General features: G+C 64.0%; 24 protein-coding genes. 16 read left to right on the top strand and 8 right to left on the bottom strand.

Features of this window, described 5'->3' with window-relative positions:
- Window positions 1-11 precede the first annotated feature (11 nt).
- Window positions 12-1991 carry a glycoside hydrolase family 127 protein gene (locus AC1D1L_RS30025; protein WP_477344975.1) on the top strand — a complete coding sequence of 660 codons (1980 nt, stop codon included), beginning with the start codon at window positions 12-14 and terminating at the stop codon, window positions 1989-1991.
- Window position 1992: 1 nt separating this feature from the next.
- On the opposite strand, the gene AC1D1L_RS30020 is transcribed toward AC1D1L_RS30025, so the two are convergent.
- From AC1D1L_RS30020 to efp, 3 genes are all read right to left on the bottom strand, one after another.
- Window positions 1993-2790 (bottom strand): endonuclease/exonuclease/phosphatase family protein, encoded by a 798-nt coding sequence (locus AC1D1L_RS30020; protein ID WP_112564939.1) that lies wholly within the window; start codon window positions 2788-2790, stop codon window positions 1993-1995.
- A gap of 83 nt (window positions 2791-2873) precedes the next feature.
- A complete protein-coding gene (locus AC1D1L_RS30015) occupies window positions 2874-4334 on the bottom strand; it encodes a phospholipase D-like domain-containing protein (RefSeq protein WP_477344974.1) in 1461 nt (486 codons plus the stop codon).
- 70 nt (window positions 4335-4404) lie between these two features.
- A complete protein-coding gene (gene efp, locus AC1D1L_RS30010) occupies window positions 4405-4974 on the bottom strand; it encodes an elongation factor P (protein WP_112565024.1) in 570 nt (189 codons plus the stop codon).
- Between the two features lie 129 nt (window positions 4975-5103).
- Here efp and epmA point away from each other — a divergent pair, with 129 nt between their 5' ends.
- From epmA to lpxK, 7 genes are all read left to right on the top strand, one after another.
- A complete protein-coding gene (gene epmA, locus AC1D1L_RS30005) occupies window positions 5104-6144 on the top strand; it encodes an EF-P lysine aminoacylase EpmA (RefSeq protein ID WP_477344973.1) in 1041 nt (346 codons plus the stop codon).
- A gap of 420 nt (window positions 6145-6564) precedes the next feature.
- On the top strand, window positions 6565-7908 hold the full coding sequence (locus AC1D1L_RS30000) for a TldD/PmbA family protein (protein WP_477344972.1): 1344 nt from the start codon (window positions 6565-6567) through the stop codon (window positions 7906-7908).
- A complete protein-coding gene (locus AC1D1L_RS29995) occupies window positions 7895-8695 on the top strand; it encodes a 3'(2'),5'-bisphosphate nucleotidase CysQ (protein WP_477344971.1) in 801 nt (266 codons plus the stop codon). Before AC1D1L_RS30000 ends, AC1D1L_RS29995 begins: the two co-directional genes overlap by 14 nt.
- Before the next feature lie 68 nt (window positions 8696-8763).
- Window positions 8764-9009, top strand: coding sequence for a DUF4170 domain-containing protein (locus tag AC1D1L_RS29990; RefSeq protein ID WP_112564945.1), 246 nt, complete (start codon window positions 8764-8766; stop codon window positions 9007-9009).
- Window positions 9010-9014: 5 nt separating this feature from the next.
- Window positions 9015-9803 carry a lysophospholipid acyltransferase family protein gene (locus AC1D1L_RS29985; RefSeq protein WP_352592571.1) on the top strand — a complete coding sequence of 263 codons (789 nt, stop codon included), beginning with the start codon at window positions 9015-9017 and terminating at the stop codon, window positions 9801-9803.
- Complete coding sequence (waaA, locus tag AC1D1L_RS29980) at window positions 9800-11116, top strand: lipid IV(A) 3-deoxy-D-manno-octulosonic acid transferase (protein ID WP_192252905.1); 1317 nt, start codon at window positions 9800-9802, stop codon at window positions 11114-11116. The genes AC1D1L_RS29985 and waaA overlap by 4 nt, the downstream gene beginning before the upstream one ends.
- A 1-nt stretch (window position 11117) precedes the next feature.
- Complete coding sequence (gene lpxK, locus AC1D1L_RS29975) at window positions 11118-12146, top strand: tetraacyldisaccharide 4'-kinase (protein WP_477344970.1); 1029 nt, start codon at window positions 11118-11120, stop codon at window positions 12144-12146.
- A gap of 31 nt (window positions 12147-12177) precedes the next feature.
- Here the strand turns inward: lpxK and AC1D1L_RS29970 are convergent, their stop codons facing one another.
- The gene (locus tag AC1D1L_RS29970; protein ID WP_112564953.1) at window positions 12178-12411 is read right to left on the bottom strand and encodes a DUF2093 domain-containing protein; all 234 of its coding nucleotides are present in this window, start codon (window positions 12409-12411) and stop codon (window positions 12178-12180) included.
- Window positions 12412-12525: 114 nt separating this feature from the next.
- Here AC1D1L_RS29970 and AC1D1L_RS29965 point away from each other — a divergent pair, with 114 nt between their 5' ends.
- Window positions 12526-13128: a hypothetical protein gene (locus tag AC1D1L_RS29965; protein ID WP_477344969.1), complete on the top strand. Its 603-nt coding sequence runs from the start codon at window positions 12526-12528 to the stop codon at window positions 13126-13128.
- Between the two features lie 17 nt (window positions 13129-13145).
- Here the strand turns inward: AC1D1L_RS29965 and AC1D1L_RS29960 are convergent, their stop codons facing one another.
- Window positions 13146-14072 carry a LysR family transcriptional regulator gene (locus tag AC1D1L_RS29960; protein ID WP_477344967.1) on the bottom strand — a complete coding sequence of 309 codons (927 nt, stop codon included), beginning with the start codon at window positions 14070-14072 and terminating at the stop codon, window positions 13146-13148.
- A gap of 92 nt (window positions 14073-14164) precedes the next feature.
- Between AC1D1L_RS29960 and AC1D1L_RS29955 the strand changes: the two genes are divergently transcribed.
- Both AC1D1L_RS29955 and AC1D1L_RS29950 read left to right on the top strand, forming a co-directional pair.
- Window positions 14165-15058: a DMT family transporter gene (locus AC1D1L_RS29955; protein ID WP_477344965.1), complete on the top strand. Its 894-nt coding sequence runs from the start codon at window positions 14165-14167 to the stop codon at window positions 15056-15058.
- A 142-nt stretch (window positions 15059-15200) separates the two neighbouring features.
- The gene (locus AC1D1L_RS29950) at window positions 15201-15956 is read left to right on the top strand and encodes a hypothetical protein (protein ID WP_477344963.1); all 756 of its coding nucleotides are present in this window, start codon (window positions 15201-15203) and stop codon (window positions 15954-15956) included.
- A gap of 39 nt (window positions 15957-15995) precedes the next feature.
- On the opposite strand, the gene AC1D1L_RS29945 is transcribed toward AC1D1L_RS29950, so the two are convergent.
- From AC1D1L_RS29945 to AC1D1L_RS29935, 3 genes are all read right to left on the bottom strand, one after another.
- Window positions 15996-16310 (bottom strand): DUF1905 domain-containing protein, encoded by a 315-nt coding sequence (locus tag AC1D1L_RS29945; RefSeq protein WP_477344962.1) that lies wholly within the window; start codon window positions 16308-16310, stop codon window positions 15996-15998.
- A gap of 3 nt (window positions 16311-16313) precedes the next feature.
- Entirely contained in the window at window positions 16314-18188 is a 1875-nt protein-coding gene (gene mutL / locus AC1D1L_RS29940; protein WP_477344960.1) for a DNA mismatch repair endonuclease MutL, read from the bottom strand.
- Between the two features lie 258 nt (window positions 18189-18446).
- A complete protein-coding gene (locus AC1D1L_RS29935) occupies window positions 18447-19349 on the bottom strand; it encodes a LysR substrate-binding domain-containing protein (RefSeq protein ID WP_477344958.1) in 903 nt (300 codons plus the stop codon).
- A 92-nt stretch (window positions 19350-19441) separates the two neighbouring features.
- Between AC1D1L_RS29935 and AC1D1L_RS29930 the strand changes: the two genes are divergently transcribed.
- The 5 genes from AC1D1L_RS29930 (at window position 19442) to AC1D1L_RS29910 (ending at window position 25341) form a co-directional block, all read left to right on the top strand.
- Complete coding sequence (locus AC1D1L_RS29930) at window positions 19442-20992, top strand: trimethylamine methyltransferase family protein (RefSeq protein WP_477344956.1); 1551 nt, start codon at window positions 19442-19444, stop codon at window positions 20990-20992.
- A 43-nt stretch (window positions 20993-21035) separates the two neighbouring features.
- Window positions 21036-22685, top strand: a complete 1650-nt coding sequence (locus tag AC1D1L_RS29925) for an ABC transporter substrate-binding protein (RefSeq protein ID WP_477344954.1) — start codon at window positions 21036-21038, stop codon at window positions 22683-22685.
- Between the two features lie 96 nt (window positions 22686-22781).
- Window positions 22782-23501, top strand: coding sequence for a corrinoid protein (locus AC1D1L_RS29920; RefSeq protein WP_477344952.1), 720 nt, complete (start codon window positions 22782-22784; stop codon window positions 23499-23501).
- A 72-nt stretch (window positions 23502-23573) separates the two neighbouring features.
- A complete protein-coding gene (locus AC1D1L_RS29915; protein WP_477344950.1) occupies window positions 23574-24683 on the top strand; it encodes a mandelate racemase/muconate lactonizing enzyme family protein in 1110 nt (369 codons plus the stop codon).
- Window positions 24684-24861: 178 nt separating this feature from the next.
- On the top strand, window positions 24862-25341 hold the full coding sequence (locus tag AC1D1L_RS29910) for a DUF3828 domain-containing protein (protein ID WP_477344948.1): 480 nt from the start codon (window positions 24862-24864) through the stop codon (window positions 25339-25341).

Here is a 25341-nt window from a genome sequence, read left to right as displayed (position 1 = left end):
GGAGCCAGCCGATGACCGCACACAAATCCGCCGCCCGGAAGACGGGAAAACTGAGCCTCGCCTTCCGCCCGCTGCCGGTGCCGCAGGTCGACGTGCGCGGCTTCTGGGGCGACCGCGTCGATGCGGTCGCCTCGCGCACCGCCGACATCCTCTACGAGCGCTGCGTCGAAGCCCGCATGCTGGAGCAGATCGATCCGGACCGGCCGTCGCCCGGCCTCGTCATCCCCTTCCATTCGCCGTCGCCCGACGAGGCAGCCACGCCCGGCTTCACCGGCTCGACGGTGACGACGCAGATGTTCTGGGATTCCGACTGGGGCAAGACCATCGAGACCGCCGCCTATTCGCTCTACCGCCGCCGCAACGAACGGCTGGAGAAAAACATCGACGCCGTCATCGACATGTACGAAAAGCTGCAGCAGCCCGACGGCTATCTGTCCTCCTGGTACCAGCGCATCCAGCCCGGCCTGCGCTGGACCAATCTGCGCGACTGCCACGAGCTCTACTGCGCCGGCCATCTGATCGAGGGCGCGGTCGCCTATTTCCAGGCCACCGGCAAGCGCAAGCTGCTCGACATCCTATGCCGCTATGCCGACCATATCGCCGACACGTTCGGCCCAGAGCCCGGCAAGCAGAAGGGCTATTGCGGCCATGAGGAGATCGAGTTGGCGCTGGTCAAGCTGGCGCGAGCGACCGGCCAGCGGAAATACATGGAGCTGGCGAAATACTTCATCGACCAGCGCGGCGTTGAGCCGCATTATTTCGACGAGGAGGCGCGTGCGCGCGGCGCCGACCCGAAGGCCTATCATTTCAAAACCTACGAATACAATCAGTCGCACAGGCCGGTGCGCGAGCAGGACAAGGTCGTCGGTCACGCGGTCAGGGCGATGTACCTCTATTCCGGCATGGCCGACATCGCCACCGAATATGGCGACGATACGCTGCGGGCAGCGCTCGACCGGCTCTGGGACGATCTCACCACCAAGAGCCTCTACGTCACCGGCGGCATCGGGCCGTCGGCCCACAATGAAGGCTTCACCAGCGATTACGACCTGCCCAACGATACCGCCTATGCCGAGACCTGTGCCTCGGTCGGGCTGGTGTTCTGGGCCAGCCGCATGCTCGGCATGGGTCCCGACGCCCGCTACGCCGACATGATGGAGCGGGCGCTCTACAACGGCTCGATCTCCGGCCTGTCGCTCGACGGCTCGCTGTTCTTCTACGAGAACCCGCTGGAAAGCCGGGGCAAGCACAATCGCTGGAAATGGCACCGCTGCCCCTGCTGCCCGCCCAATATCGGCCGCATGGTGGCGTCGATCGGCAGCTATTTCTACAGCCTGGCCGACGATGCGCTGGCCGTCCACCTCTATGGCGACTCGACGGCGCGTTTCGACATCGCGGGCACGCCCGTCAGCCTCGTCCAGACCAGCAACTATCCCTGGGACGGCGCGGTCTCGATCCGGGTCGAGCCGGATGCGCCCGTTGAGTTCACGCTGCATCTGCGCGTGCCGTCCTGGTGCCGCAAGGCGACGCTGAAGGTCAACGGGGCGCATGTCGACCTCGATGCCGCGTCGAACGATGGCTACGCGGCGATCCGGCGCGAGTGGCAAAAGGGCGACCGCGTCGAGCTCGACCTCGACATGTCGATCTCGCGCCTGTTCGCCAACCCCCAGGTGCGCCAGGACATCGGCCGCGTAGCACTTGCGCGCGGCCCGTTGATCTACTGCGTCGAAGAGACCGACAATGCCGGCCAACTGCACCGCATCACCTTGCCGCGCACGGCTGAGATCGAGGCGCATCCCGAGCCGAACCTTCTCGGCGGCGTCGTCACCCTCTCGGCCACCGGAAGCCGGGAAACGGCGGAAAACTGGGACGACGGCCTCTATCGCACCGAGGCGCCAGCCGTCGAGCAGGCGAAGCTCAAGGCCGTCCCTTATTACGCCTGGGACAATCGTGACCCCGGCGAGATGGTGGTGTGGTTGCGGGACGGGTGAGTTACAAACTCACGAAAGCCGTCAGCGGCAGATGATCAGACGCCACCCGCGATAGCGGCGTATCATGGGCTTCCACCGACGAGACCATGCCGTGCCGGTTGGCCATGATCCGGTCGAGCGCCAGCACCGGCAGGCCCGAGGGGAAAGTCGGCACGGCCGGCGGCGTGGCGAAGGTGGTGTGCAGCGTCTTCAGCGCCGAGCGGTTGCCCAGCCGCCATTCGTTGAGGTCGCCGAGCAGCAACGTCGGCCTTTCATCCTGGCTGCTCATAATGTCGAGCACGACGCGGGCCTGCTCGGAGCGCGAGCGGCGCAGCAGGCCGAGATGGGCGGCAATGACGCGCAGCGTGCGCGTTTCGTCGAGGTCGATTTCGGCCACCAGCGCGCCACGCGGCTCCAGGCCCGGCAGCTTGATCTGATGGACGTCGCGCACAGTGCCGCGCTTGAACAACAGCACGTTGCCGCGCCAGCCATGGCCCTTGCCGTTTCCCGAAACCGGCACCGGCACCAGCCCGGTTTCGTGTTCGATCCGGGCAAGATCGAGCAGCCCGGCGCGATCGCCGAACCGGTTGTCGGCCTCTTGCAAAGCAATGACGTCTGGGCCGATCTCGCGGATGACGCGGGCGGTCCGCTCGGGGTCGAACCGGCGGTCGGTGCCAATGCATTTGTGAACATTGTAGGAGGCGACCACCATCTCAGCGCCATCAACCCGCTTGCGCGGCGTCGCGTTCGCCTTGCGCGCTTTCCTGCCGCGGATCGACAGGAGCACGGTTTCAGGGAGGCTGCGTCCGTTTATGTCCATGGGCCTGCTGTTCAATCTGTACTGATTCCTTGTTTTATGCATATCGTTCTCTCAAAACCGGGACCACTTTTGAGCGATATGCATTAGAGATAGGGCGATCCCAGCCATAGCAACCGGTCAAAGACACGGATGACAAATGACCGCGCTTTCAGGGTTGCGAGTGTGACGGGTTTGGCGGAAGCGATTGCCGATCCGATGCGTGCTTCGATCTCGGTGGCAAAGCCGGCATCCAGCACCTCCAGGTCGATTTCGAAATTCAGCCGCAGCGACCGGGCGTCGAGGTTGGAGGAGCCGACATAGGCCCATACGCCATCGACCGACAGCAGCTTCGAATGGTCGAACGATCCTTCATGACGCCAGACACGGCAATAATGCTTCAGCACTTGGTCGTATTGCGCCGTCATGGCGCGGCCGACCAGGAAGAGATTGTTCACCGCCGGCACGACGATGTCGATCTCGACGCCGCGCCGGGCCGCCGTGGTCAGCGCGCTGATGAATTCCCGGTCCGGCAGGAAATAGGGCGACATGATGCGGATCGATTTGCGGGCGACGGAAAATGCGCCCATCAGCAATTTGTGGTTGGTTTCGATGCTGGCGTCCGGCCCCGACGCCACGGCCCGCACCAGGATTGGCTGACCGGGAGGCGGCGCGGGTTTTTCGACTTGCCAGACCTCGTCCTTGAGGGCCTCGTTGCCGGCAAAGCGCCAGTCTTCGGCGGCAACCGCAAACAGGTCGGCCACGACCGGTCCGGTGACCTGAAAATGCGTATCCGCCGAGGTGTCGGCGCCAGCGAATTCGGCCGAGAATCCCTTTCGGATGTTCATGCCCCCCGTGAATGCCACTGCGCCGTCGACGATCAGGATTTTTCTGTGGGTTCTCAAATTCGCATAAGGAAGTCTCAGGCCCATGACGATGTTGCCGTTGAAGAGATCGACAGTGACGCCGGCTTCTCGAAGAGTCGTCAGGATGCTGGGCACGGAATAGCGCACGCCGACGGCATCGATGAGCACGCGCACGGTGACACCGCGCCGAACCGCGCCGGCAAGCGAATCGACGAAACGCTGCCCGATCTCGTCATTGTCGAAGATATAGGTCTCGAGCAGGACGCTGCGCTGTGCCTCGTCGATCGCCTTGCGCATGGCCGCGCAAGCATCGTCGCCCGTCCTCAGCATGGTGATTGCGTTGCCCGAAAGCAACCCGCGTCGCGCCACCCTGTCGCCCAATGTCTTCAGGCCGGCAAAGCGTTGGCCGAATTCGGCTGAGATCAGCGCTTCGAGCGCAATGTCGCGGTCGTGTTTGGCCGTCTCGGCTTCGCCCGCCACGGGCCTCATGGCGCTGATCGTGGCGCGGCGGATGCGGTTGATGCCGGCGATGGCGTAGATGATTGCGCCCAGGAACGGCGACAAAATCATCACGCCCACCCAGCCGGTGGCGGCGCGGACGTCTTCCTTCGTCATGATGGCGTGGACGATGCCGATAGCGGCCATCAGCATCGGAATGATCACGAGGATCAGAGGCCAGTAGGTCACAAAGGTCTGCCACATCGGCAGGACTATCGAGCCAGTGGCCGCAGAAGGCAATGCAAGGGATTGACGAGGACTGGGGCTTGGCGCCTCAGTCCTTCGCCCGCTCCACATAGGAGCCGTCCGCCGTCATCACCACCACGCGCGTGCCGGCGCTGATGTGCGGGGGGACTGCGGTGCGCACGCCGTTGGACAGCACGGCCGGCTTGTAGGACGACGAGGCCGTCTGGCCCTTGGTCACCGGCTCGGTCTCGACCACCTCGAAGGTGGCGCGCTGCGGCAGCACGAGGGCAATGGCGATGCCGTTGAACTGCGAGATCTGCACCGCCATGCCTTCGAGCAGATAGGGTGCCATGTCGCCGACAACGCTTTCCGACACCGCGACCTGGTCGTAGCTCTCCGGGTTCATGAAATGATAGCCTTCGCTATCGGCGTAGAGGAAGGTGTGCTCGCGGTCCTCGACATAGGCGCGCTCGACCTGCTCGGTGGTGCGGTAGCGCTCCGAAACCTTCACCCCGTCCGAGATGCGGCGCATGTCGAGCTGGGTGACCGGCGTGCCCTTGCCAGGATGGATGTTTTCGGCAAAGAGGATCACGTAAAGCTTGCCGTCCTTGTCGACGACGTTGCCTTTACGCAGGGAACTGGCGATGACCTTCACCACGGTTTTCAATCCTAGACTTCGTTGGCCTGAAACGATTGTTCGGCGCAAATCGGCTGCGAGAGCCGTCGCCGTAGCGCATCTTGGCGCGAACCGCCAGCCCTGTCAGCGATTCCGTTGCCCGGCAAATCCATGACCGAGGCTTCGCCCTGGTGGACGCCGGATGTTCACGCCGACCGCCGGCCGCGGCTGATCGCCCGCAACACCATCGCGGCCGCGATGCGTGACTGGTTTGGCGAGCGCGATTTCATCGAGGTCGAGACGGCGGCCCTGCAAATCTCGCCTGGCAATGAGGCGCATCTTTCGGCCTTCGCCACCGAGGCAATTGGTTCTGACGGGGAGCGCCGGCCGCTTTATCTCCACACATCCCCGGAATTCGCCTGCAAGAAGCTGCTGGCCGCCGGCGAACAGCGCATTTTCAGCCTGGGTGCGGTCTGGCGCAACCGCGAGCGCGGCCCCTTGCACCATCCCGAATTCACCATGCTCGAATGGTACCGGGTCGGCGAAACCTATGAGAGCCTGATGGAGGATTGCGGTGCACTGCTGGCGCTGGCGGCCGAGCGGTCGGGAAACAAGCGCTTCAGCTTTCGCGGTCGCGAGGCCGATCCGTTTGCTGAGCCCGAGCGGCTCAGCGTGACCGACGCCTTCCAACGCCATGCCGGCATCGACCTTCTCGCCACGGTGGCCGCCGATGGCAGCACCGACCGCAACGCGCTTTATCAGGCCCTGGTCAAGGCCGGCCTGCGCACGGCCGATGATGACAACTGGGCCGATCTGTTCAGTCGAGTGATGGTCGAAAAGGTCGAGCCGATACTGGGGCAGGGGCGCGCCACCATCCTATACGGCTATCCGATCTCGGAGGCAGCCCTTGCCCGGCGGAGCGCCGAGGACCCGCGCGTTGCCGAGCGCTTCGAGCTCTATTGCTGTGGCGTCGAGCTCGCCAACGCTTTCGGCGAACTCACCGATGCTGCCGAGCAGCGACGGCGCTTCGCCGCCGAGATGGACGAGAAAGAGCGCGTCTATGGCGAGCGCTATCCGCTGGACGAGGATTTTCTCGCGGCGCTGGCCACCATGCCGCAGGCCAGCGGCTCGGCACTCGGCTTCGACCGGCTGGTGATGCTGGCGACGGGCGCGGCCAGAATAGACGACGTGATCTGGACGCCGGTTGCCTGAAGAACGGGCAGGGCGGCTGTGCGCCTTCGCGGCCGCTTCTGGCTGCAGTCGCGCCAGTAGATTTGCGACGAAAAGCGGGACTATCGGATCTCCACAGTTCGTTCTGAAATGGATGCGATCCGGCCGCGCTGGAATCCGTGCGCAATAAATTAAATCAACTTGATCTCTTAAAGCTGCGTTCTGTGGAAAGGGCTGCTGTTACGAGAAAGTTCGGAGCCTTGCCTCCGCGCAGTCGGCTTGCCATCACCACCGCCTTGGCTTGGATCACGAGCGCGGCGCCGTGGATGGGCTTTGCAGTCTGCTCGGGCGCTATGCCGCAGCGGCGCAATTGCCCATGCGCCATTGCACAAGCCGCATCGGGACAATAGATGGTGCAGCAGCCGCTACCGCCCGGCGCGGCTTGAAGCCAGGACCATGCGCATGACCGATACATCAGAGGCAGCGAAATTGACCGACCGCGTCGCGGCTCTGGTCGAGGCTGCCAAGCGGGCCGGCGCCGACGCCGCAGATGCGGTTGCCGTGCGCGGCCGCTCGACCGGCGTGTCGGTGCGGCTGGGCAAGGTCGAGAGCACCGAGGCCTCCGAGGGCGACGATGTCTCGTTGCGCGTCTTCGTCGGCAACCGGGTGGCGAGCGTATCGGCGACGGCGGCATCGGACCCCAAGGCGTTGGCCGAGCGCGCCGTGGCGATGGCGAAAGTCTCGCCGGAGGATCCCTACCAGGGTCTTGCCGATCCGGCTTTGCTCGTTGGCAAGGTGCGCGACCTCGATTTGTTCGACGCCACCGAGGTTTCGGCCGATCAGTTGAAGGAAGCGGCCCTGGCTGCCGAGGAAGCAGCCCTTGCCGTCAAGGGCGTCACCAATTCGGCCGGCAGCGGCGCCAGCGCCGGGCTGGGCGGGCTGGTGCTGGCGACGTCGAACGGCTTCGTTGGCCACTATGTCGCCTCGCGCTTTTCGCGCTCGGCCAGCGTCATTGCGGGCGAGGGCACCGGAATGGAGCGCGACTATGAATATTCCTCGCACCAGCATTTTTCCGATCTCGACGCGCCCGAACTGATCGGCCGCAAGGCCGGCGAGCGCGCCGTGCGCCGCCTCGGCGCCCGCAAGGCGACGACTGGGCCGGTCAACGTGGTGTTCGATCCGCGCGTCGCGCGCGGCATTGCCGGCCATCTCGCCGGCGCCATCAACGGCGCTTCGGTGGCGCGCAAGACCAGTTTTCTGCGCGAGATGATGGGCAAGCAGGTTGCATCGGCCGATATCACCGTCACCGACGAGCCGCTGCGGCGCCGCGGCCAGGCCTCGCGTCCCTTCGATGGCGAAGGCGTCGAGGGTGAAAAGCTGCTGATGGTCGAAAACGGCGTGCTGAAGCACTGGTTCCTGTCGACGTCCGCCGCGCGGGAATTGGGACTGATCACCAACGGACGCGGTGCGCGCAGCGGCTCCTCGGTGTCGCCGTCATCGACCAATCTCGCCATCGAGCCGGGCGACAGGACGCCGGAAGATCTGATCAAGTCGCTGAAATCAGGCTTTTACGTCACCGAAGTGTTCGGCCAGGGCGTCGACATGGTCACAGGCGAATACAGCCGCGGCGCGTCCGGCTTCTGGATCGACAATGGCGAGCTTGCCTATCCGGTGGCCGAGGTGACCATCGCCTCCAATCTGAAGACGATGTTCCTCAACATGGTGCCGGCGAGCGACCTCGACCGCAATTTCGGCACCGCGGCACCGACGCTGCTGATCGAAGGCATGACCCTTGCCGGCGCGTGACCCGGTTATATCGGCTGCAGAAGACCTTGAGCTTTTGCGCGACGCCGCCCGCGAGGCCGGTGCGATCGCCATGCGTTATTTCGGCAAAAACCCGCAAGTGTGGATGAAGGGCGGCACCTCGCCGGTCAGCGAGGCCGACCATGCAGCTGATGCCTATTTGCGTGAGACCCTGCTCGCGGCGCGGCCGGACTATGGCTGGCTGTCGGAGGAAACCACCGATGATCCGGCGCGGCTTCTGGCGCGCCGCACCTTTGTCGTTGATCCCATCGACGGCACCCGTGGCTTCCTTGAAGGTCTGCGCTCCTGGTGCGTCAGCGTCGCCGTGGTCGAGGACGGCCGCACGCTCACCGGCGTGCTCGAATGCCCGGCCAAGGACGAAACCTATTGGGCGCTGCCCGGACAGGGCGCATTCCTTAATGGCAAGTCCATTGCCGTGCGTCGCTTGGGCGAGACGGTCAAGATCGGCGGTCTGAAACAGCTGATCGACCGGATGCCGGCGGAGTGGCAGAGCCGGGTGCATCGCGCGGCGCACATTCCCTCGCTCGCCTATCGGCTGGCGATGGTCGCCAACGGCACGCTCGACGCCACCTTCGTCAAGCCCAACGCGCATGACTGGGATATTGCCGCCGCCGATCTCATTCTGCGCGAAGCCGGCGGCGCCGTGCTCGACGGGCATGGCCGTGCGCCGCTTTATGCCGGCGAGGTGATCCGTCACGGAGCCTTGGTCGCCGGCAGCGGGAAGCTGCTCACCGTGCTTGCCGGCGTCATTGCCGGTACGGAAGCGTGATCGAAGGTTCCAAAGTCGACAGCTTTGGTCTAGACCTGTCACAAACTCACAATATGTGAAGGACCGAAATGCCCGCGGAAGACGGAAAGAAACAGCTTTTGCACCTGGTGTTTGGCGGCGAGCTGAAGAAGCTGGGTGGCACCGAGTTCCGCGATCTCGACGCGCTCGACATCGTCGGCGTCTATCCGGACTACCAAACCGCGCACAGCGCGTGGAAAGCCAAGGCGCAAGCCAGCGTGGACAATGCCCATATGCGTTATTTCGTCGTTCATCTGCACCGGCTGCTCGACCCTGAAAGCAAGGCCGGCAGTTGACAGCGATGGAGCATGAAGCGGTGAAAGGGCAGCCCACCGGCGCCGCGGTCAGAAGAAGGCGCGGCGGCAGCACGAAGACGTTCTGGCGCAAGATCCGCGAGCCATTGGCGCAGTCGCGAATCGTCAAGAGCATCATCGTCAGCCTGCTCGCCTGGTTTGTCCGCCTGGTGCGCCTGACCAACCGCATGGTCGAAGGCTCGGCGCAGTTTTCGGGCGGCGCCTACGCCAAATTCGAGCCTGGCATCATCGCGCTGTGGCATGGCCAGCATCTGCTCACCCCGGCCTATTATCCCAAGGGACGGCCGCTGGTCGCCATGGTCTCGCGCAGTGCCGATGCCGAACTCAACGCGCTGATGATCGAGAAATTCGGCATCGAGGCGGTGCGCGGCTCCGGCGGCCGCGAAAGCTCGAAGCACCTCGACAAGGGCGGCGCCAAGGCGCTCATTGCCCTGAAAAAGTCACTCGTCGCCGGCAAGAACGTCGCCATGATCGCCGACATTCCCCACGGCACGCCGCGCGACGCGGGGCTGGGCATCGTTCTGCTGGCGCGGCTTTCGGGTCGGCCGATCATGCCTGCCGCCATCGCCACCAGCCGCCGCAAGGTGCTGGAACGGAGCTGGGACAAGACAACCATCAACCTGCCGTTCGGTCGCTCCTCGATCGTCATTGGAACGCCGGTGTTTGTGCCGGCCAATGCCGACGAGGCCGAAATGGAGCGCAAGCGCCAGGAAGTCACGGCCGCGCTCAATGCCGCAACCGCAGAGGCCTATCGCCTCGTGGACGGCAATCCATGAGCGAGCGCTGGGCGCGCGCCTTCCTGACGGCGTATCGCTTCGCCGGCGCGGCCGCCTATCCGCTGATAGGCCCCTATGTCGCCTGGCGGACGTCGCAGGGCAAGGAAGATCGTAGTCGCAGTCGCGAGCGCTACGGCGTCGCCGGGCGGCCGCGTCCCGAAGGCCCGGTGATCTGGATCCATGCCGCAAGCGTCGGCGAGACCATTGCCGTCGTGCCGCTGGTGCAAAGCATCCTCGATTACGGCGTCAACATCGTGCTGACGACGGGCACGGTGACCTCGGCGCAGGTCGCCGACGAACGGCTCGGCGACCGCATTATCCATCAATATGTGCCGCTCGACCTCAAGCCGGCGGTCAGCCGCTTCCTCGATCACTGGCGGCCGGACCTAGCGATCATCGCCGAATCCGAGATCTGGCCGATGACCATCCTCGAACTCGGCGCACGTCGCGTGCCGCAGGTGCTGGTCAACGGCAGGCTGTCCGACCGCTCGTTCAAATCCTGGAAGAAGCGCGCCAACATCGCCGAGGCGCTGTTCGAGAACCTCGCCCATGTCGTTGCCCAGTCTGATGTTGATGGCGAACGGTTTCGTGCGCTTGGCGCCCGGCCGGTCACCGTGTCCGGCAACCTCAAGGTCGACACCTTGCCGCCGCCGGTCGACGAAAGGACGCTGGCGACGCTGAAGCGCCAGATCGCCGGTCGCCCGACCTGGGCGGCGATCTCGACCCATGACGGCGAAGAGGTGGTCGCCGCCGAGGTCCACGCCATGCTCTACAAGCGCCACCATGGCCTGCTGACGATCATCGTTCCGCGCCACCCCGACCGCGCCGAAGCGCTTGCCGCGCAGATTTCCGGCATGGGGCTGAAGCTGGCGCGGCGCAGCAAGGGCGACCGGATCACCGCCGACACCGATATCCTGCTCGGCGATACGATCGGCGAGATGGGGCTTTACCTCCGGCTGACGGAAATCGCCTTTGTCGGCCGCTCGCTGACCTCGGAAGGTGGCCAGAATCCGCTGGAGCCGGCCATGCTCGACACCGCGGTGCTTGCCGGCCGCAACGTCCAGAATTTCCGTGAAGCCTATCAGCGCCTGCTCGACAGTGGCGGCGCCAAGCTGGTGCGCGACCGCGACATGCTGGCCGGCGCCGTCAATTTCCTGTTGAGCAATGAAGTCGCCCGCCATGAGATGATGGCGGCCGGTGCCGCCACCGTCGACCAGATGCGCGGCGCGCTGGCCCACACGCTGAAGTCGCTCGAGCCTTACATCCAGCCACTGATCGTCAAGTCGCGCCTGAAGGGCGCCGACGGGCGCTAGGGTGGCGTCCGAAGCGCCACCTTTCTGGTGGGAAGCGCCGGACTGGCGGGTCTTCGCGCTGTCGCCGCTGTCAGCGGTCTACGGCATGGTCGCCGGCCGCCGCATGCGCCGCGCGCCGCGCGAAAAGATCGACGCACCCGTGCTTTGCGTCGGCAATTTCACCGTCGGCGGCAGCGGCAAGACGCCGGTCGCCATCGCGCTGGCAAAGCAGGCCAGGCGCATGCAGCTCAATCCCGGCTTCCTGTCGCGCGGCCATGGCGGCTCGTTCGCGCAGCCGCATGTCGTCGACATCAATCACGACGCCGCCAAACATGTCGGCGACGAGCCGCTGCTGTTGGCCGAGCATGCGCCGGTTGCGGTGAGCCCCAACCGCGCCGCCGGCGCCAAACTGCTCCTGGAAGCCCATGGCTGCGATTTCCTGATCATGGATGACGGCTTTCAGAGCGCGCGTATCCATATCGATTATGCGCTGGTCGTCGTCGACGCCCGCTACGGCATCGGCAATGGCCGCGTTATTCCGGGTGGGCCGCTGCGCGCCAACATCGTCGATCAGCTGGTCTTCACTGACGGGCTGCTGAAGATGGGCGAGGGCACCGCCGCCGACCAGGTCGTGCGCCAGGCCGCCCGCGCCGGCCGGCCGATCTTCGAGGCGCATGTCGAACCCGGCGGCAAGGAACGCTTCGCCGGTCGGCGTTTCCTCGCCTTTGCCGGCATCGGCCACCCCGAAAAATTCTTCGGCACGCTGCGCGGCACAGGCGCGGAGGTGGCGCTGAGCCGGTCGTTTCCGGACCATCATTTCTATGCCCCTGACGAGCTCACTGAGCTGGCAGCGACCGCGCGCCGCGAGGGACTGGGTCTCGTCACCACTGCCAAGGACGCCGCCCGGCTGCGCCATGGTGCAGCCTCGGCCGAATTCCTTGGTCAGCTCGACGTGCTGGAGATCGACGCCATGTTCGAGCTCGACAACGTGCCCGAACGCATCATCGACGAGACGCTGGACGCGTGGAGGCAGCGCAAGCTGCGGGGCTGAGTTCGGTCCGGCCCGGCAGGAGGGGCTGGCGTCAGCGTCGGCTGCGCAGTTCCGGATGCGTTTCGATCTCGCGGCGCAGCGAGGCGGCGGCGCTGACATAGGGTTCTTGCCTGGCGACGCTCCAGTATTTCAGCTCGTCCAGCGGGATGCTCTCGCCGGTCACCGCGCAGCGCACGAATGCGCCGGGGCTGGTGACCTGGAAATCGCCGTCGAGATAGCGGATCCGGGCTTCCTTGCCGCCAGGGCCTTCGAAACGGTTCATCATTGGGTGGTGCCAGAGTTCATGCTGATTTCATCGCCATAAATTGCCGGCAAGGTCAAGCTTGACGCAATGCTGAGGCTCTATTGTCGCGCCGCAAACCATTCTCGTGGGACCGGCATGGACATTTCATCGGCCCGTCTGACCGCTCTGCTGCGCGAAGCCATGGTATTGGCGGCGGTGCCGTCGGCGAACGCCGACCCGGCGAAAACGGGCCTTGTCAAGGCGGTGGCGCAGCCGCCGGCGCCATCCGGTGCTCCATTGCAGCCGGCTGCGGTGCCAGCGCTGCAGGCCCAGTTGTCCGCCACCCCTGCCAAGGCGCAGCAGACAGGATCTGCCGAAATGCTGCAGGCCTATCTGGCAATTGCCGAACCAGGCGCCGGGGCGCCAGATGCTGCGGGGCGGCCGATACGGGCTGTGGCGGCAACACCGGCAAACGACGACGCACAGCACGGTTTGCCGGTGTTGCCGCCAAGAACCGACGATGGCGCTGCTGTGAAACCCGCAGGCCTGCCATGGCTTGCCTTTCTCGTCCCTGAAGTTTCGCCGCAGTCTCGTGCCTCCGCAACCAATGCAGCGGCGAAAGGAGGGCAGGCGACGCCTCGATCGAATGGCGCAGTCCAGCCCGAAAGCCAGCAACAGATGCGTATCGGGCTGATGGCGGTGGGGACCGGGTTTTTGGCTGTCGCGATTATCGGGTTCGTCCTGCTGGTGCTTCGCTGAGCACTGAACGATCGTCGCTAGCGCTCGGCTTCGAGGAACGCCTCCATCTTTTCCATCGCCAGCCCCGCCTCGACGGCGATGCGGCGTGAAAGTTCGGCGGCAGCCGTGCGCGGCCGCCCCAGCGGCCGGTCGAGCCAGTATGACACCGGGTTGAGCGCGGTGCGCTCATCGACGGCGACGATGCGGCCCGTATCAAGCTGTTGCCCGGTCAATGGCGGCCGCGCCAGCGCGATGCCGAGCCCATAAGCGGCGGCATCGAGCACCAGATTATAGTCCTCGAAGCGGCGGTCCTGCGGGCGCGGGCGGTAATCCATGCCTTGAGCGGCAAACCAGGCGCGCCAGCCCGATGCGTCGGAATCGTTGATCAGCGGAAATTTGAGCAGACGGGCAGGGTCGCCGCGACCGATCTCGTGGGCAAGGCCAGGTGCGGCGACGGGAAAGACATATTCCTCGAACAGCTGCACCGAGATCCGGCCCGGAATGCCGCCGCGCCCGCAGCGGATTGACAGGTCGATGCCTTCGTCGGCAAGGTCGGCCTGGCGGATGTCGACGTCGAGCACAATACGCAGCTTGCTGGGATTGTTCTCAAGCGCCGCCATGCGCGGCATCAGCCACAGCCCGCTGACCGAGGGGATCGAGGTCAGCCGCACCACGGCGGTGCCGCGCGGCTCGACCCAACGGTCGGAATGGGTGGAGATCAGCGCAAAAGCTTCCGCCGTGCGCAGATGCAGACGGTTGCCCTCGATGGTCAGCGAGACGCCGCGCGCGCCGCGGTCGAACACTTTCAGGCCCAGCCAGTCCTCCAGCTTGGCGATTTGCCGGCTGACGGCGCCATGGGTGATGTTGAGCTTCTCGGCGGCGGCCGAAAAGCTCCCGGTGCGCGCCGCCGCATCGAAGGCGCGCAGAGTCTCGAGCGGCATCATTGTGTCTGAGCTGTGATCCATAGTCACAGGTGATCCTCGATTTGATCGTTTGTCAACGGCGTCGAAAAGGCGCTTTCTGGCTTTCGAGACCCAAGAACACGAAGGACAGTGAGATGAGTGCAACGACCAGCACGTCGAATCCGACACAGCGGATGGACGCCACGGCAGCCATCGCCGTGGCGCTGACGGTGGTCGGCTGGGCGTCCGCCTTTCCCGCGATACGCGCCGGCCTCGCCGCCTTCGGGCCGCTGGAACTCGGCGCGCTGCGCTTTGCCATCGCCGCGGTACCGGCGGCGATCTTCCTTGCCGTCAAGCGCCCGGCGCTGCCGAGGCTCGACGAATTGTGGCGCCTCGTCTTTGGCGGCGCGATTTTCGTCGCGCTCTACACGGTCATGCTCAACTATGGCGAATTGACCGTATCGGCAGGTGCTGCCGGTTTCATCATCAATGTCAGCCCGATCTTCACCGCCATCATGGCAATGGCATTGCTCGGCGAACGCTTCTCAGGCTGGGCCTGGTTTGGCACGGCCATTTCCTTTGCCGGCATCGGCATCATCGCCGTGGCCGACGGCAATGGCCTGCATTTCGACACCGGTGCGCTGCTGGTTCTTGGTTCCGCGCTGTGCTCGGCCGTCAACACGATCGTTCAGAAGCCGCTTTTTGCCCGCCATCACCCGCTAACCATCTCGGCCTCGAACATGATCCTTGGCGCACTTTGTTTAGCGCCCTTTCTGCCAAGCGGCTTTGCGCAGGCGGCGGTAGCCGACACAGCTGGGATCGGTGCCGTGATCTTTCTTGGCATCGTGCCGAGCCTGATCGCCTATGCCGCCTGGGCAACCGCTCTTTCGCGTCTGCCTGCGGCGCGCGCTTCAAACTTCCTCTATCTGGTTTCGCCCATGTCAGCCCTGATCGGCTTCTTCTGGCTGGGCGAAGTGCCGACACTGCTCGGCATCGTCGGCGGCGCGCTGGCGCTTGGCGGTGTCATCGTGGTGAATTTGAAGCGCTAGATCAGAGGGTTGGACGCATTTCCCGAATCAACATGAGAGCCGTTCCGGAGTTTCACAGCTCACGAGACGGCCGGCTGTCGATGCGGTGCAGACATGACCCCACCGGCTGGCTATGGTGAGTTGAAATTCACCGGGGGTCGGGATGGTAAGGCAGCTTGTATCGGCCGTGTTTTGCTTGCTGCTGCTAAGCGGCAAGGCCACGGCTGGTTGGTATCACGTGGAAAACTACGAAGGTTCCATCGGTCCCGATCCCGTCCATCTCTCCTTGCAGACCTACAGTTTCGGCAGCGGCATCACTGTCCAGGGCAGCTACTTCTATGACGCGAAGCAAAGTCCGATCGCGCTCTACGGCAAAGCCAGTGGCGCCGGCCTTGCGCTTTGCGCGATTGCGGATGACGAGGAGTTTGAGCGCATCATCGTCATGGGCAAAAAAACCGGCCTCGACACCTCCGGATGCCCGTTTTCCCTTGAGCTCGGCAACGGTGTCTTGACGGGAAGCTGGAGCAAGGGCGTCGATAAATTCCCCGTCAATCTCAGGAAGGTAGCGGGCCTGGACGACACCGGCGAGGGGAAGGTCGAAGGAATCGTCGAGATTCCCTTCTGGGAGCAGACGGCCACCGACCGGTTTGCCGGGATCTACGCGAAAACCGACAACGGAATCTGCATGACGAAGATGCAGGTCATCAACAAGAAGCGGAAGGAGGCCATACAGACCATCAAATTCGGCGGCGACCTTTGCAATGCGGGCACGCTGATGACACCCATCTACTGGAACGTGCAGAAGCAGACAGAACGCGGCAAGGACATCATATCCGTGAATTTCTACGACGGCCGCGCCGGCTATGAGGAGGCCTATGTCTTTGACCGCAAGACCAAGAAGTACCGTCTGAAGAAGTGAGACGACGCCTGCCGACATAACCGCCCAAGGGCCGCGTCGTTATCGTCCGCGAAGGTGTATCGCCACGGAAGCGGAAATCGAATCGCCTGCCGTTAGATTGCACTCGCGCCGGACGTCATCCTTCAACGGCAAAAGATAGCTGCCGTCCTTGGGAAACAGCGATGTGCCGAACGTGACGCCGTCAATGGTGGCCTCGACAGGTATCACCCCCCAGCCATAGGTCGCGAACTTCGCGATCCTTTTGATCTCGTCGCCATGCTGCTCGGGGATTGGCGCGAAAAAGTATGGCGAAGGGCCCCGCCAGTGGATCACCTCGGCTTCGAACTGGAACCGGAGCGTCGTCTCGCCGCTCACAGGTTATCGCCGCCCGAACAGCCGCTCGATATCGGCGAGCTTGAGCTCGATATAGGTCGGGCGGCCGTGGTTGCAGGTGCCGGATCCCGGCGTCGCCTCCATCTGGCGCAGCAGCGCGTTCATCTCTTCGGGTTTGAGCAGGCGGCCGGAACGCACCGAGCCATGGCAGGCCATGGTCGCCGCAATCTTGTCCAGGCGCTCCTTCAGCGTCTCGACCGTGTCATTGTCGGCGATCTCGTCGGCGAGATCGCGCACCAATTGCTGGACATTGGTTTCGCCGAGCATGGACGGCGTCTCGCGCACCGCCACCGCTCCGGGGCCGAAACGCTCGATGCCGAGACCGAAGCGGGCCAGCGTCTCGGAATGCATGGCCAGCCGCTCGGCGTCTTCCTCCGGCAGGTCGACGATCTCGGGCAAGAGCAGCATTTGCGAGGGCACCGCGCGTGAATGCAGCGCATTCTTCAGCGCTTCGTAGACCAGCCGTTCATGCGCCGCATGCTGGTCGACGATGACTAGCGAATCCCTGGTTTGCGCGACGATATAATTCTCGTGCACCTGCGCCCGCGCCGCGCCCAGCGCCGTACCGAGCAGCGTCTCGGTCGGCTCGGCTACGCCGGCACGCGCATCGGCGCTGGCAAGCGGCCCGGCATCGAACGCCGCCTGGTCGCTGTCAGCAAAGCCGTTTCGTTGCGCCCTTGCTTCGCCGTGACCCATATCCAGTGGTCGCTGTGGCGAGCGCGATGGGTCGAAGCCGCCGGAGCCAGACGGCCGGTAGGTCGCGTCATAGCTGCGGTGGCCGTTGGCCGGGCCGGCATGGGCATAGGACGCAGCACCCGGCCGGAACGTCGCCATCATCCCGGCAGCCCCGCTGGTGGCGGCGCGGATGCCGGCATTGGCCAGCGCCTCGCGGATGGTGCCGACGATCAGCCCGCGCACCAGGCCTGGGTCGCGGAAGCGGACATCGGCTTTGGCCGGGTGGACGTTGACGTCGACGGTCGCCGGATCGAGCGTCAGGAACAGGACGGTGACAGCGTGCCGGTCGCGCGGCAGCACATCGGCGAAGGCGCCGCGAATGGCGCCGGCGATCAGCTTGTCGCGCACCGGCCGGCCGTTGACATAGGCATATTGCTGCAGCGCGTTGGCGCGGGTGAAGGACGGGATCGAGACGTGACCGGTCAGATGCACGCCGTCGCGGCTGGCGTCGATGGCAATGGAATTGTCGGGGAACTCGGCGCCCATCACCTGGGCGACGCGGCGCAGGCTGCCTTCCGCGCTGTCGTCGGTGGCTGGCAATTCCAGCGTCGAGCGGTCGGAGCCGGCGAGCGTGAAGCGCACGGCGGGGAAGGCGATAGCGATGCGTTTGACCACGTCATTGGTCGCGGTGCTTTCGGCGCGCTCGCCCTTCATGAATTTAAGCCGTGCCGGCGTGGCAAAGAAGAGGTCGCGCACCTCGACGGTCGTCCCCCGGTTTGCCGCCGCCGGCTTGACCGCCGAAACCCGGCCGCCCTCGATACCGATCTCGGCGGCGCTGTCACCCGATGCTGTGCGCGAGCGGATCGACAACCGCGCCACCGAGCCGATCGACGGCAGCGCCTCGCCGCGAAACCCGAGCGAGCGGATATCGTGGATATCCTCGGCGAGCTTGGAGGTGCAGTGGCGGGCGATCGCCAGCGCTAATTCCTTCTCGGGGATGCCCGAGCCATCATCGGTGACACGGATCAGGTTGAGTCCGCCACCGGCGGTGACGATCTCGACGCGAGATGCTCCGGCGTCGAGCGCGTTTTCGACCAGTTCCTTCACTACGCTCGCCGGACGCTCGATGACCTCGCCAGCGGCGATCTGGTTGATCATCGTTTCGGAAAGCTGGCGGATGGGCATGGCGCACTATAGGCGGATTCGAAGGGTGTGCGGAAGGCTTCAATAGAGACGCTGGCGGGACAGCACCCCCCTCTGTCCTGCCGGCAATCTCCCCCTAAAGGGGGGAGATTGGATGCCACCGTGGCTTTCGCCAATTTTCCACGTTCAAAAAGAAGAGCCTGCGTCAAAGCTGCCGATCTCCCCCCTTGAGGGGGAGATGGCCGGCAGGACAGAGGGGGTGCTGTCCCGCCAACCTCGAGAGTGTTGCGCCAGGCAAACTTAAGCCTGCGCCACCAGCCAGTCTCTTACCTTGCGCGCATTGTCGCTGAGCTCGCGGTTCTTGGGCCAGATGACGTAGAATCCGACGCCGGTCCTCAGCACATGATCAGTCACCGGCACCAACAGTCCTGATGCCACCAGGCGCTCGACCAGATGCCGCCAGCCGAGCGAGATGCCTTGTCCCTCCATTACCGCCTGGATCACCAGGGCATAATCGTTGATGCGCAAGCCGCGCTCGGCATTGCGCAGGCTGGTTCCGGCTGACGCGAACCATTCGTCCCAGTTCGGGGCCTCGCGGTAGGGCTCCTCGAGATGGATGAGCCGGTGCATGGCGAGTTCCTCGACGGTCTCAGGCAACCCGAACTTCGCCAGATAGTTGGGGCCGGCGACTGGGAAGATCTCCTCGTCGGAGAGCGATAGCGAATGATAGTCCGGCCAGTCGCGCGGCACGCCGCCGCGCACGCCGAGCGGGATGCCCTCGGCGATGATGTCGAGGTCGCGGTCGGCGGTCTGGATGCGTAGATCAACGCCCGGCAGCTCGTCGCGGAATTGCTGCAGGCGCGGCATCATCCAGAACGAGCCGAACGCGGTCGAGGCGGCGAGCGTGACATGGCCGCCGGTCGCCTGCAGGCGCAGGTCCTCCGCCGACTTGCGGATATGCGACAGCCCGAGCGAGACGTCGGCGTGGAAGCGCTCGCCGGCTTCCGTCAGGACCACCTGGCGATGGCGGCGCTGGAACAGCTTGGCGCCGAGCTGTTCCTCCAGCCCGCGCACCGCATAGGAGACGGCGGCCTGCGTCATGCCGAGCTCTCGCCCGGCGGCGGTGAAGCTCGACAGACGGCCGGCCGCCTCGAAGACGATCAGGCTCCCGGCGGAGGGCAGCAGGTGGCGCAGGCTTCGCATAAGCTGAGTTTATACAAGAGATCAGGATTTTCCAGCGTCACAGGCATATTTCGTCTCGCTAAGTTGACGGGCTGTTGGAGGATGGAATTGCCATGAATGCACCGGCCGTTGCAGTGACCGAACACGCCAACCGTAGAAGCGGCGGCCGCCTGGGGCGCAAGGCTATACGCGGCGCTCCCATAGCCTCGTTCCCGACCCTGGTGCGCCAGATCCCCGCCTATCAGATGGTGCCTGATGAGGCGGTCGAGTTGATCCATCAGGAATCGCTCTTGATCCTCGAAGAGGTGGGCTGCGAATTCCGCGACGGCGAGGCGATCGCCCTGTGGAAGGCGGCTGGAGCCGATGTCTCGGAAACACGCGTCCGCATTGATCGAGCGCTCCTGATGGAGCTGGTCTCCAAGGTCCCGCCGGAATTCACCCTCAATGCCCGCAACCCCGAGCGTACCGTCCGCGTCGGCGGCAAGAATTCCATCTTCGTGCCTATGTATGGCGCGCCCTATGTGCGCGACCTCGACAACAACAGGCGCTACGGCTCGCTCGCCGACCTCAACAATTTCCACAAGCTCGCTTACATGGCGCCAGCGCTGCACTCGTCGAGTTCGGTCATCTGCGAGCCGATGGAAATTGCTGTGCCGAAGCGTCACCTCCACATCATCCATTCGGCGCTGAAGCATTCCGACAAGCCGTTCATGGGAATCGTCACGTCGAAGGAGCGCGCCGAAGACACGATGGCGATGGCCGGCATCGTGTTCGGCGAGGAGTTCGTCCGCGACAACCCGGTGCTGGTGTCGATCACCAACTGCAACTCGCCGCTGGTGTGGGACGCCACCATGCTGGACGCCATGAAGGTCTATGCGCGCAGCAACCAGCCGCTGATCCTGGCGCCCTTCGCACTGTGCGGCGCCTCGACCTCGGCCTCCGCCGTCGGCGCTGTCGCGCAGGTCAATGCGGAAGCGCTTGCCGGCATCGCGTTCACGCAGCTGCTGCGTCCCGGATCGCCGCAGATCTACGGCCAGTTCATGGTCACCGTCGACATGAAGACCGGCGCACCGATGGGCGGAACGCCGGAGGCCGCGCAGATGATGTATCTGATGGGTGCGCTGGCCAGGAAATACCGGCTGCCGTGGCGCACCTCCGGCTTCCATGTCGGCTCGAAGCTCAACGACGCCCAGGCCGGCTACGAGGCGAACATGCTGATGCATGCCGCCATCCTTGCCGGCGCCAACTACATCTGGCACTCCGCCGGATGGCTGGAGGCGGGGCTCACCTGCGGCTATTCGAAATTCGCCACCGACTGCGAGCAGCTTGTCGGCTGGTACAAATACGCCGGCGGCCTGCCTTTCGACGATTTCAAGGAAGCTATGGCGGCGATCCGCGAGGTCGGACCGCAGGGACATTTCCTCGGCACCCAGCACACACTCGAACATTTCGAGTCCGCCTTCTTCATGCCCACCATCATGGACTTCAATTCGTACGAGCAGTGGAATGCCGAAGGCGCGAAGGACCACGACACGCGCGGCCGCGAGAAGGCGCGCAACATGCTTGCCGACTATGAGGAGCCGAAGCTCGACGAGGGTATCGCCGAGGGTCTCAAGGATTTGATCGCGCGGCGAGAGGAAATTCTGCCGGACAGCGTTAGTTGATGTGACAGGCGAAGACCTGACGGAACAACCCAGGGAGGAAAACATGACGCTCTTCAGAAGCAATGGCGACCGCGTGCCGGGCGCTATCGAGGCAATGGCGAAAGAGACGCGTGCGGGCCGCATGGACCGGCGCGAATTCCTGGCGCTGGCCAGCGCCTTCGGCGCATCGACGGCTTTCGCCTACGGCATGATCGGCCTTGCCGCGCCGACAAAGGCCCTGGCCGATGAACCGAAAAAGGGTGGAACGCTGCATGTCGCCATGTCGGTCAAGGCGCAGAAGGATCCGCGCACCTATGACTGGACCGAGATGGCAAACGTCACCCGTTGTTGGCTGGAGCCGCTCGTCCGCTACACGCACCAGTTCACTTTCGAGCCGATCCTGCTCGAAAGCTGGGACGTCAACGACGACGCCACCGAATACACGCTGCATCTGCGCAAAGGCATCACCTGGAACAATGGCGATGCATTCAACGCCGACGACGTGGTCGCCAATCTGAACCGCTGGTGCGAGAAGGGTGCTTCCGGCAATTCCATGGCGGCACGCGTCGGCGCGCTGATCGACACAAAGACCGGCAAGGCCAAGGACGGCGCCATCACCAAGGTCGATGACCTCACGGTCAAGCTGAAGCTCGGCGAACCCGACATCGCGATCATACCGGGCCTGACCGACTATCCGGCGCTGGTCGTGCATCGCGACTTCGACAAGGATGGCGCCGACCCGATCAAGAAGCCGATCGGTACCGGTCCTTTCGAGTTGGTGTCCTATGCGGTGGGTTCGAAGGCGGTCGTCAAGCGTCGCGAGAACGGCAAGTGGTGGGGTGGCGAAACGCCGCTCGACAGTGTCGAGTTCATCGACTACGGCACCGACTTCAATGCCACGCTGAATGCCTTCGAATCCGGCGAGATCGACCTCGATTTCGAAACGCCGGCCGACTTCATCGATGCCCTCGACAAGATGGATCTGGTGAAATCGGAGGTCGCAACGGCAACCACGCTCGTTGCCCGCACCAACATCACCCACAAGCCCTATGACGACCAGCGGGTGCGCAATGCGCTGCAGATGGCCGTCGACAACGATGCCGTCATGCAACTCGGCTACGCCGGGCGCGGTACGGTCGGCGAAAACCACCATGTCGCCCCGATCCATCCCGAATACTATCCGCTGCCCAAGAAGACGCGGGATGCCGCCGCCGCCAAGAAGCTGATGGCGGATGCCGGGCAGGCCGACTTCGAGCACGAGCTGATCACCGTCGAGGACGAATGGCAAAAGAACACCGGCGATGCGATCGCCGGCCAGTTGCGCGATGCCGGCATCAAGGTGAAGCGTACGGTGCTGCCGGGCTCGACCTTCTGGAACGACTGGACGAAGTATCCGTACTCGATGACCATCTGGTACATGCGGCCGCTCGGCGTGCAGGTGCTGGCGCTTGGCTATCGCTCGGGCGAGGCCTGGAACGAAACGGCCTATGCCAACCCGGACTTCGACGCCAAGCTGAAGCAGGCGCTATCGCTGGCCGATCCTGACAAGCGCAAGGAAGTGATGAAGGACGTCGAGCAGATCCTGCAGGATTCCGGCGTCATCATCCAGCCGTTCTGGCAAAAGCTCTACTGCCACATGAGCAAGAAGGTGAAGAACTACGGAATGCACCAGACTTACGAAATGGACTTCCAGAACGTCTGGCTCGACACCTGATTTAACTCCCGAGACTAGCAAGCAACCGCCGCCGGCACCCCTGACAAAAGGTGCCGGCGGTCCGTAAATCACTGACAAGCAATTGGCGCAGGCAAAATGTCCGACGACGAGATCATCCTTTCCGAGCTTTCCGACGACGAGCTCGTGCAGCAGATGCACGACGATCTCTATGACGGGCTGAAGGAAGAGATCGAGGAAGGCACCAACATCCTGCTCGAGCGCGGCTGGGCGCCCTACAAGGTGCTGACGGAGGCGCTGGTCGAAGGCATGCGCATCGTCGGCGAGGATTTTCGCGATGGCATCCTGTTCGTTCCCGAAGTGCTGCTGTCGGCCAACGCCATGAAGGCCGGCATGTTCATCCTGCGCCCGCTGCTCGCCGCCACCGGCGCACCCAAGCAGGGCAAGATGGTGATCGGCACCGTCAAGGGCGACATTCACGACATCGGCAAGAACCTCGTCGGCATGATGATGGAAGGCGCTGGCTTCGACGTCATCGACCTCGGCATCAACAATGCGGTCGAGAAATATCTCGACGCCATCGAGCAGCATCAGCCCGACATCATCGGCATGTCGGCGCTTTTGACCACGACCATGCCCTATATGAAGGTCGTCATCGACACGATGAAGGAAAAGGGCATTCGCGACGACTACGTCGTGCTGGTCGGCGGTGCGCCGCTCAACGAGGAATTCGGCAGGGCCGTCGGCGCCGACGCCTATTGCCGCGACGCGGCAGTGGCGGTCGAGACCGCCAAAGACTTCATGAAGCGCAAGCACAACGTGCGCGCTTCAGCACAGCAGTTCGATCCGAGATTGTGACCGAGAGCGCCGTCATGCACCGGGATGGCAGGATGGCCGGGATCGCTTGGCTCGAAGGGGGCTAAGGTTGGTATGCGTATCGCGACGATCAAAGTCTATCAAGTGCTTCTGCCTGTCAAAGGCGGTGCCTACCGGATGGCCAGCGATACCGTGCAGGATCTGGACAGCACGCTCGTTGAAGTGACCACCGAGGACGGGCTTTCAGGCTGGGGTGAGACCTGCCCGGTCGGCCCTGTCTATCAGCCCCAACATGCTCTGGGCGCGAGAGCGGCAATTGCCGAAATTGCGCCCGGGCTCGTCGGTGAGGACACCACGTCCATGCGCCGCCTCGCGAAAACAATGGACGAGCGGCTGAACGGTCACAACTATGCCAAGGCGGCCTTGGACATCGCTCTCCTCGACCTCACCGGCCAGCGGCTGGGCGTTCCGGTTTCAACACTGCTGGGCGGTGCGCTCACCGATCGTGTGCCGTCCTACTACTCGACTATCGTCGGAGCGCCGGACGAGACGGCGCGTATTGCCGTCGACAAGGTCAAGGCCGGCTACCCTCGGCTTCAGATCAAGATCGGCGGACGGGATATCGAACAGGACGTCGCCACCGTGCACAAGGTATGGGAAGCGGTTGGCTTCAAGGCCCGGATGGCCGTCGACGCCAATCGTGGCCTCACCACCGCGGCTGCGCTGCACATCGATCGGCTTTGCCAGGCAATCCCGTTCGTGTTCGAACAGCCTTGCAACACTATTGAGGAAGTCGCGAGCCTTAAGGGACGCGTGACCCATCCGATCTATCTCGATGAGAATGCCGAGGATTTGAACGCGGTCCTGCGGGCAGTGTCTTCAGGTGTCGCGGACGGATTCGGGTTGAAGGTCACCCGCCTTGGCGGCCTCACCAGGATGGCCACGGTCCGCGACCTGTGTGCGATACGATCTCTTCCGCATAGCTGCGACGATTCCTGGGGAGGGGACGTCATCGCCGCGGCATGCGTGCACCTCGCTGCCACCGTCGAGCCGAGACGTTTTGAGGGCGCCTGGATCGCGCAGGAATACATCGAAGGGCATACCGACCCGGTGAACCCCATCGTCATCGAAAACGGACATATACGCGTCCCGCAGATGCCAGGGCTCGGTGTCAAGCCTGAGCGCTCCCAACTCAAAGCGCCGGTCGCGATTTTCGGAGGCTGAGGATCCTGTGATGGTCGCGGCGATTGTATCAGGCCAGTATCGTCGGCAATCACGAACCTCCAGAACATCTGGTGGGGCATCTGAGGCTGGCGCTCCGGGACTTCATGAGCCGCAAAAAAGCCGATATGCAGGATGTGTGGTATTAGCACCTTGCCGCCGAACATCCGGAGATTCCTGCATGAGACCGATAGTGCTGGCCGCTGCCCTTTCGATTGCCTTGCCCGCCGCAGCGCTGGCCGGGCCGGCTTCGAACGCCGTGAAGTTCTTTTATGTCCCTGAAGTGAAATTCGAAGGGGACGCCAAATACCGCGACCGCTTCACCGAGCCGGTGACGAAACTCTTCGATCTCAACGACCAGGCGCAGAAGAACAAGCCCGATGAGGTCGCCTGCCTCGACTTCGATCCCGGCCTCGACGCCCAGGATTTCGACCAGAAGACGATTGCCAAGACATTGAAGCTGGCCGAGTCCGTCAACGGCGATACAGCCGAGGTGACGGCGACGTTCAGCCTTTTTGTGGAAGGCGATGAGTCCAAACGCGAAATGCTGTGGTCGTTGAAGAAAATCGACGGCAAATGGAAGATCGCCGACATCACTTCGAAGACCAGCAACTGGACGCTGAGCGCGCTCGAATGCATGCCCGACAAAGCGCCGGAGTGA

This window comes from Mesorhizobium sp. P2_D6, from assembly GCF_056404315.1.
This window is presented reverse-complemented; position numbering and strand designations above follow the sequence as displayed.

What these genes read in the sequence shown, in the direction of transcription:
- AC1D1L_RS30025 (WP_477344975.1), top strand. Translation starts at nt 12, where the DNA reads ATGACCGCACACAAATCCGCCGCCCGGAAGACGGGAAAACTGAGCCTC.
- AC1D1L_RS30020 (WP_112564939.1), bottom strand. Translation starts at nt 2,790, where the DNA reads ATGGACATAAACGGACGCAGCCTCCCTGAAACCGTGCTCCTGTCGATC.
- AC1D1L_RS30015 (WP_477344974.1), bottom strand. Translation starts at nt 4,334, where the DNA reads ATGTGGCAGACCTTTGTGACCTACTGGCCTCTGATCCTCGTGATCATT.
- epmA (WP_477344973.1), top strand. Translation starts at nt 5,104, where the DNA reads ATGACCGAGGCTTCGCCCTGGTGGACGCCGGATGTTCACGCCGACCGC.
- AC1D1L_RS30000 (WP_477344972.1), top strand. Translation starts at nt 6,565, where the DNA reads ATGACCGATACATCAGAGGCAGCGAAATTGACCGACCGCGTCGCGGCT.
- AC1D1L_RS29990 (WP_112564945.1), top strand. Translation starts at nt 8,764, where the DNA reads ATGCCCGCGGAAGACGGAAAGAAACAGCTTTTGCACCTGGTGTTTGGC.
- AC1D1L_RS29985 (WP_352592571.1), top strand. Translation starts at nt 9,015, where the DNA reads ATGGAGCATGAAGCGGTGAAAGGGCAGCCCACCGGCGCCGCGGTCAGA.
- waaA (WP_192252905.1), top strand. Translation starts at nt 9,800, where the DNA reads ATGAGCGAGCGCTGGGCGCGCGCCTTCCTGACGGCGTATCGCTTCGCC.
- AC1D1L_RS29970 (WP_112564953.1), bottom strand. Translation starts at nt 12,411, where the DNA reads ATGATGAACCGTTTCGAAGGCCCTGGCGGCAAGGAAGCCCGGATCCGC.
- AC1D1L_RS29965 (WP_477344969.1), top strand. Translation starts at nt 12,526, where the DNA reads ATGGACATTTCATCGGCCCGTCTGACCGCTCTGCTGCGCGAAGCCATG.
- AC1D1L_RS29960 (WP_477344967.1), bottom strand. Translation starts at nt 14,072, where the DNA reads ATGGATCACAGCTCAGACACAATGATGCCGCTCGAGACTCTGCGCGCC.
- AC1D1L_RS29955 (WP_477344965.1), top strand. Translation starts at nt 14,165, where the DNA reads ATGAGTGCAACGACCAGCACGTCGAATCCGACACAGCGGATGGACGCC.
- AC1D1L_RS29950 (WP_477344963.1), top strand. Translation starts at nt 15,201, where the DNA reads ATGGTAAGGCAGCTTGTATCGGCCGTGTTTTGCTTGCTGCTGCTAAGC.
- mutL (WP_477344960.1), bottom strand. Translation starts at nt 18,188, where the DNA reads ATGCCCATCCGCCAGCTTTCCGAAACGATGATCAACCAGATCGCCGCT.
- AC1D1L_RS29935 (WP_477344958.1), bottom strand. Translation starts at nt 19,349, where the DNA reads ATGCGAAGCCTGCGCCACCTGCTGCCCTCCGCCGGGAGCCTGATCGTC.
- AC1D1L_RS29930 (WP_477344956.1), top strand. Translation starts at nt 19,442, where the DNA reads ATGAATGCACCGGCCGTTGCAGTGACCGAACACGCCAACCGTAGAAGC.
- AC1D1L_RS29925 (WP_477344954.1), top strand. Translation starts at nt 21,036, where the DNA reads ATGACGCTCTTCAGAAGCAATGGCGACCGCGTGCCGGGCGCTATCGAG.
- AC1D1L_RS29920 (WP_477344952.1), top strand. Translation starts at nt 22,782, where the DNA reads ATGTCCGACGACGAGATCATCCTTTCCGAGCTTTCCGACGACGAGCTC.
- AC1D1L_RS29915 (WP_477344950.1), top strand. Translation starts at nt 23,574, where the DNA reads ATGCGTATCGCGACGATCAAAGTCTATCAAGTGCTTCTGCCTGTCAAA.
- AC1D1L_RS29910 (WP_477344948.1), top strand. Translation starts at nt 24,862, where the DNA reads ATGAGACCGATAGTGCTGGCCGCTGCCCTTTCGATTGCCTTGCCCGCC.